This is a genomic window from Arthrobacter sp. HMWF013 (assembly GCF_003061105.1).
Lineage (GTDB): Bacteria > Actinomycetota > Actinomycetes > Actinomycetales > Micrococcaceae > Arthrobacter.
In genome coordinates, this window is the sequence record NZ_QAIQ01000325.1 from 21,080 (window position 1) to 27,243 (window position 6,164).

At 62.8% G+C, this 6,164-nt stretch carries 5 protein-coding genes; all 5 read right to left on the minus strand.

Features of this window, described 5'->3' with window-relative positions:
- Window positions 1–68: 68 nt before the first annotated feature.
- Window positions 69–1,745 (minus strand): ABC transporter substrate-binding protein, encoded by a 1,677-nt coding sequence (locus DBR22_RS12305; protein WP_108599249.1) that lies wholly within the window; start codon window positions 1,743–1,745, stop codon window positions 69–71.
- An 80-nt stretch (window positions 1,746–1,825) separates the two neighbouring features.
- Complete coding sequence (locus tag DBR22_RS12310) at window positions 1,826–2,896, minus strand: LacI family DNA-binding transcriptional regulator (protein WP_108599250.1); 1,071 nt, start codon at window positions 2,894–2,896, stop codon at window positions 1,826–1,828.
- Window positions 2,897–2,998: 102 nt separating this feature from the next.
- A complete protein-coding gene (locus DBR22_RS12315) occupies window positions 2,999–3,910 on the minus strand; it encodes a carbohydrate ABC transporter permease (protein ID WP_108599251.1) in 912 nt (303 codons plus the stop codon).
- Window positions 3,911–3,918: 8 nt separating this feature from the next.
- Window positions 3,919–4,848 (minus strand): carbohydrate ABC transporter permease, encoded by a 930-nt coding sequence (locus DBR22_RS12320; RefSeq protein WP_108599252.1) that lies wholly within the window; start codon window positions 4,846–4,848, stop codon window positions 3,919–3,921.
- Window positions 4,845–6,164 (minus strand): extracellular solute-binding protein (locus tag DBR22_RS12325; protein ID WP_108599253.1); only part of this gene is annotated, 1,320 nt, incomplete at its 5' end. The genes DBR22_RS12325 and DBR22_RS12320, both read right to left, overlap by 4 nt.

Here is a 6,164-nt window from a genome sequence, read left to right on the forward strand (position 1 = left end):
GCCGCCGGATGATCCGGCGGCCAGCAGTGGTGCGCGGTGGGCCCACGCCGCCAGGGAGGCGGTGGGGACTACTTGCGCGGTTCCAGCGAGGTCAGCACCAGCACCGTAGTGGGTGCGCGGACCGAAAGCGTGGCGTAAGGGTTGCCCTCGGTGGGCCAGCCGGTGAAGCGGGTGTCGTTGAAGGCACCCCATTCCGGACCGGAGAACAGCGGCACCAGCGGTGCGGCGTCGTTGTATTCTTCCTGGAGCTTGTTGGCGATGTCCTTCTGCTTGGACTCATCGGGCGCGGCCGCGAACTCTGCGAGCAGGGCGTCGGCCGTGGCATCGCCGAAGCGGTGGTAGTTGTCGAACGTCTTGGTGCCTACCGGCTTCACGGTTGCCGTGCCCATGGAGGTGTTGAAGTACTTGTACGGGCTGGGGTCGTTGGCGCTCCAGACGATGCCGGAGTCGAACTCGCCGGTCTCGTAGCCGGCCACCACGGCAGCCCAGTCCGGGGAGTCCACCTTGGCCGTGACGCCCACCTCGGCCAGGTTCTGGGAGATCACGTTGGCCACGGACAGCCAGTCAGAAGAAGACGCGCCCACGGAAATCTTGAATTCGAAGGGTTTGCCGTCCTTGAGCGTGCGCTTGCCGTCAGCACCCTTCGGGTAGCCCGCCTTGTCCAGCAGCCCGTTGGCCTTCTGGACATCCAGCTTGGTCCAGGTGCAGTTGTCCTTGACCTCGTTGTTCTTCCAGGCCTCATAGTTGCCGGACAGTCCGGTGCAGTCTGCAGGCTTGGCGTAGCCGCCCATGCCGATCTTGGTGACCTGTTCGCGGTCAACAGCCATGCTCAGGGCCTTCCGGACATCAACATCGTTAAAGGGGGCTTTGGCGGTGTTGAGCTGCCAGTTGATCATGGCGCCCGTCGCCGGGAACCAGTACTGGCGGTGCTCCTTGTCCTTGGAAACGAACGTCTTTTCGATGTTCGGGATGTACTGCGGAGCCCAGTCCACGTCGCCGTTCGCGGCGGCGAGGTTGGCGCCGTCGTTCCCTGCGAAGGCGAGCATCTTGATACCGGCGATCTTCTGCTTTTCCGGCTGCCAGTAGTTGGGGTTCTTCTTCAGCACGAAGGACTGGGCCTGGAAACTGTCTACTTCGGTGTACGGTCCGGTGCCGACGGGCTTGGCGTTGGCATCCTTCTCCGGGTCAGCGAGTGCGGACCAGACATGCTTGGGCAGGATGGTGAGCTGTCCGACGTCGTAGAGGGCCGGGGACCAAGGCTTGTTGAAGTTGAAGGTGACCTTGTTGGCGCCTTCGGCAGCAACGCTATCCAGGTAGTCGTAACCACCCTTGATCTTCTTCTGCAGCTCGAACGTGTACGCGACGTCCTCGGCCACGAGCGGTTGACCATCGGACCACTTCACGCCGTCGCGCAGGGTGAAGGTGATGGATTTTCCGTCGTCGGCGGCCTTCCACTCGGTGGCGAGCCAGGGCACAGTGTCTCCCTTGGCCGGGTTGAAGATCAGCAGCGATTCATAGATGGACTGCTGGACCATGGGGTTGACGGTGGGGGCGAACGGGTTGAAGTTCTGCACGAACGTGCCCATGTCCTCACGCGGAATGGTGAGAAAGGCGCTGGCGTTTGCCGCGGCGTCGGTGCCGGCAGGCTTGTTGACGGTGGCTGCACAGCCGGTCAGCAGGAGTGCGCCTACCGCCAGCCCGGCCGTGGTGATGCGGGCAGCCCTGAAAAATCGGGGTTGTGTCATGATGGTTATCTCTTTCCTGTCTTCATCAGCGAGGTGAAGTGGTGGGTAAGGGGTTGGCTCTTCGGACCTTGATTTCGCGGTCAGACCGAGGAGCGTTCTAACAGCGGACAGTCGACTAATTGCTGGTCGGCAATTATCGGCTGTCCTGCTGTAAGGGCTGCGAGCGTCTGGACTCCTAGTGCGCCCATCTTTTCGAACGGCAACGCAACCGTGGTCAGTTTGGGCCGCAGGTAGGCCGCAATCAGCTCCTGGTTGTCGAAACCGATGACGGCGATGTCTCCGGGGATGGTCAGGCCCCGTTCCTTGATGGCGTCATATGCGCCCATCGCCATGCGGTCGTTGAGGCAGAACAGCGCGGTTGGCCTGTCCTTTTGTGGATAGCGGTCCAAGATCCGGCACGCGGCTTCGTACCCGCCGTCTGCCGTTGCATGGCCGGGCACCACGAGCTCCGGGTCCAACTCGAGGCCGGCTTCGGCGAGTGCTTCGCGGGCACCCTCCAAACGCCCGACTGCGGCGGGGATGTCCGGGTCCAGGTTGATGACTCCGATTCTGCGGTGGCCGGCCTGGAGCAAACGTCCGACGGCGACGCGGCCGCCGGCACGTTCGTCCGGGACAATCGAGGGCAGCTTGCCGTCCGCGTCGAAGCAGTTGATCAGTACTGTGGGTACTTCCTTGGCGCTTTCGGGCACATGCACGCCACGGTGGTAGGTGGCTGCGTAGAGAAGTCCTTCCACCCGTTGTTCCAGCAGCTTTTCGGTTGCGGCGTCTTCCAGGCCTTGGTTCGGCCCTACGGCGTCGGCCTGGTCGGAGGGCGCGATGAGCAGGAACCTGCGGTCAAGCCAGGCCTGGTCTTGTGCACCTTTGATGATGTCGACGGCGAACGGTGCGGTCACGATCTCGGTGACAATTCCGTACCAGTCACTTCGTTGGGATGCCAGTGCACGTGCTCCGGCATTCGGGCGGTAGCCCAAGGCCTGAACAGCTTCATTGATCCGAGCGCGGGTCTCCTCGGAGATGCTGGCATTTTCGCGGTTACTCAGCACAAACGAGACCGCGGTCCGGGAGACTCCGGCATGCTCGGCGACGTCTTTCATGGTGACACCACGTTGCCGCGCAGCCCCGGCATGGTTCGGGGTGGTGGTCTTCGCCATTGAATGCTCCGGTGCTCGTCGTTGATGCTTTCGCGGTGAGTAACGCGCGTTACTAGTGCGTGTGATCGAGGTTACTCGCGTTACTGAGAAGCTGTCAAGGGGTTATTTGCCCGCCCCGGCCGTGAGGCCTTCGCGCAGGGTGCGTTGGCCGAGGATAAACACCACCAGTGCGGGCAGCATGGACAGGATGACACCGGCGAGGACCACGGAGATGCTCCCGGTGCCGAGGCTTCCCTGGAGCGTGACCAGGCCGAGGGGAAGGGTGAAGTTCTGTTCGCTGATAGTGAGGATCAGCGGCCGGAAGAACTCGTTCCAGTGGAAGTTGAAGGCAAGGATCCCGACGATGGCCATGCCGGGGGCCGCCATTGGTGCGTATACGGAACGGAAGATCCGCCACGGTCCGGCACCATCCAGGGCGGCCGCTTCCGCAAAGTCATGTGGAAGGCCCATGAAGTATTGGCGCATCAGGAAGGTTCCGAAGGCGGTGGGGATGGCCGGCAGGATCAGGGCCAGCAGTGTATCGGATAGGCCCATCCCCCGGATGAGCATGAATACCGGAACGATGGTGACCTGCACCGGGACCATCATGGTGGCCAGCACCAAAGAGAAGATGGCATTCTTGCCGCGGAAGTCCAGGCGGGCGAACGCGTAGCCGGCCAGAGTGGCCGAAGCCATCTGGCCCAGCGCGATCAGCCCGGTCACCAGGGTGCTGTTCAGGACCAGGACGCCCACATTGATCTGCCTGAACACTTCCTGGTAGGCGGTGAAGTCAGGATTGACGGGCAGGAAGGACGGCGGCAGGTTGAATGATTCCGATGGCGTGCGCAGTGAAGTGGACAGGGTCCACAGCACGGGGCCGAGGGTCAGTGCGGCAGCCAAGGCCAGGGCGGCGTACCTGCCGACGGTTCCAGCCGCGGGCAGGCGGCGGTTGCGCCTGCGGTTGTGGGTGGGCGGCGTGCCGGTGGTGGAACCGGGATGCTCGTCGGTCCCGGTGGGCAGGGACTGGCTGGACATGAGGGACCTCACTGGTAGAAGACGAAGCGGCGGCTAAGCCGGAATTGCAGGGCGGTGACAGCAAGGATGAGCACGGTGAGCACCAGGCCGATGGCCGAGGCTTGGCCGAACTCCAGTTGCTGGAAGGCGGATTCAAAAATCACCATGACAGCGGTGCGGGTGGAATCCCCTGGACCGCCGTTGGTCATGACGTAGGGCTGGTCGAAGACCTGCAGTGCGCTGATCATTGCCATGACGGAGGCGACGAGCACCGTGGGGCTGATCAGCGGAAGCGTTACATTGCTGAACTGTTTCCAGCCTGTGGCGCCGTCCAGGTCCGCTGCCTCGTGCAGTTCCTTGGGAATGCTGGTCATGGCGCCGAGGAAGAGCAGAAAGGAGAATCCGAAGTTCTGCCACACATAGACCAGAACCACCACAGCTGCGGATGCGACAGGACTGGTCAGCCACGGCACTGCGGGAAGACCGGCCAGGGACAGGAGCCAGTTCACGACGCCGAACTGTTCGTTGAACATGTACCGCATGAAGATGGACACCGACGCGGCGGAAAGGACCAGCGGAAAGAAGAAGACGGAACGGAGGAATACCCTCAGCCAGGACGGCATTCTGGCCTGCAGCATGGACGCCAGACCAAGTGCGATGCCCAGTTGAAGGACCACTGCGACAATGACGAACACGATGGTGTTCACGAAGGACACGCGGACGGTGGGGTCCTCTGCCAGTGCGGTGAAGTTGGCGAAACCGATGAACTGGGGTGCTGAGATGATGTCCCAGCGGAAGAAGGCAAGGACCAGCGAGCCGATAATCGGCAGGAAGGTGAACAGGGCCATCCCGAGCACTGTGGGAGCAAGGAAAATCATGGCCAGCCACCGCTCCGTGAACGAACGGCGTGCGGCCGATGGTTTTACGGTTCGGCGGGGAGTTGTGGAAGTGGCGGTCAAAGGTTCCTCCTCAGAGCCAGTTCGAGATCGCGCTGCAGGGTGCCCAGCGCGGCCCGCACGTCGGCGGAGTTGCCGCTGACGGCGGTGGAAATGTTTTTCATCAGAGCTGTTTCAACCGCAGCCTGCTGGGGCGGCGCGGGGATGGGGCCGCTAGTGGGGAACCTGTCGAGAGTGTCGTAGAAGACGTTCCAATGGTTGGGCCCGGTGGCCGCGTAAAAGGACTGGTTGACCATCGAACGGCGGGCCGGAGTGGTGTTCGGCTTCGGAATGGCCAACTGCATTGCTTCCCGGCTGGAGCAGAACTTAACCCATTCCCAGGCTGCGTCCTTGTCCTTCGCCGTGCGCATGATCGCGTAGCCGGCAGCGCCGAACTGATGCCGCTGGGTGCGCCAGCGGGGGAAGAACTGCACATCGAACTGATCGGCGGTCATTCCGGCATCGTGCAGGCCCTGCGCCCAGTATCCACCCGCCGGCGTGGTGCCGATGCGGTTGTTGCCGAACAAACCAACCAGGGCGTTGCCGCCCCCGGATTCAGGACGCACGCCCAGTCCTTCGGCAACGATTTCGCGCAGGTAGTCGATGGTCTCGATAACCCGCCCGTCTTCGGCGTTGGGGGCCAGCCATTGATAGCCGCCTCCGCGGGTCGCCCGGGCTGGGTCGTTGGGGTAAAAACGATCCCAAACCCAGTCCCCGCCGGAAGCCTTGGTTTCGGTAAGGAAGCTGGTGCCATTGGCGTACAGCCAGGGCACAACTCCGCCGAAAAGCCGGTTGGTCCAGTAATACGGGGTGAAATCGGCTGGGCGGGCCCGCCGCAGGGCGCGCAGAGTGGCGCTGAAGTCATCCTGCGTCCAATCGTCCTTTGGCCGGTCGAGCCCGGCCTCGGCGAAGATGCCGGTATTCATGTAGATGTTCGCAGCGTTCCAGTCCAGCGGAAGCTGGTAGAGGCTGCCCTGGTACATAAAGGCTTCCAGCAGGCTCGGATGAACGTCATCGAAGTATTCGCCCATGTCGGCAGCGTCCCGGCGGACATAACCATCCAGCGGCTCGGCGAGCTTGTCAGCGAACAGCTGGGCGCCCTCGGTGGCCACGTAGACGACATCCGGCGGGGTTCCGGCGGCGACCATGGTGAGAATTTTGGAGAAGAAATCCTTCCAGTCCGCGCCTTGAATGGCCTGCACCCCGACCGGAATATCAGGATGTGCGGTGTTAAAGGCCTGAACCAGATGCTGGCGGGCCGCCGCATCTGCTGCCGTTCCAAGGATGGCGACGTTCAGGGCCTTGCTGCCGCGGCCCGGGATGTCGGTCCCCGTCAGCCG

What these genes read in the sequence shown, in the direction of transcription:
- DBR22_RS12305 (WP_108599249.1), bottom strand. Translation starts at nt 1,745, where the DNA reads ATGACACAACCCCGATTTTTCAGGGCTGCCCGCATCACCACGGCCGGG.
- DBR22_RS12310 (WP_108599250.1), bottom strand. Translation starts at nt 2,896, where the DNA reads ATGGCGAAGACCACCACCCCGAACCATGCCGGGGCTGCGCGGCAACGT.
- DBR22_RS12315 (WP_108599251.1), bottom strand. Translation starts at nt 3,910, where the DNA reads ATGTCCAGCCAGTCCCTGCCCACCGGGACCGACGAGCATCCCGGTTCC.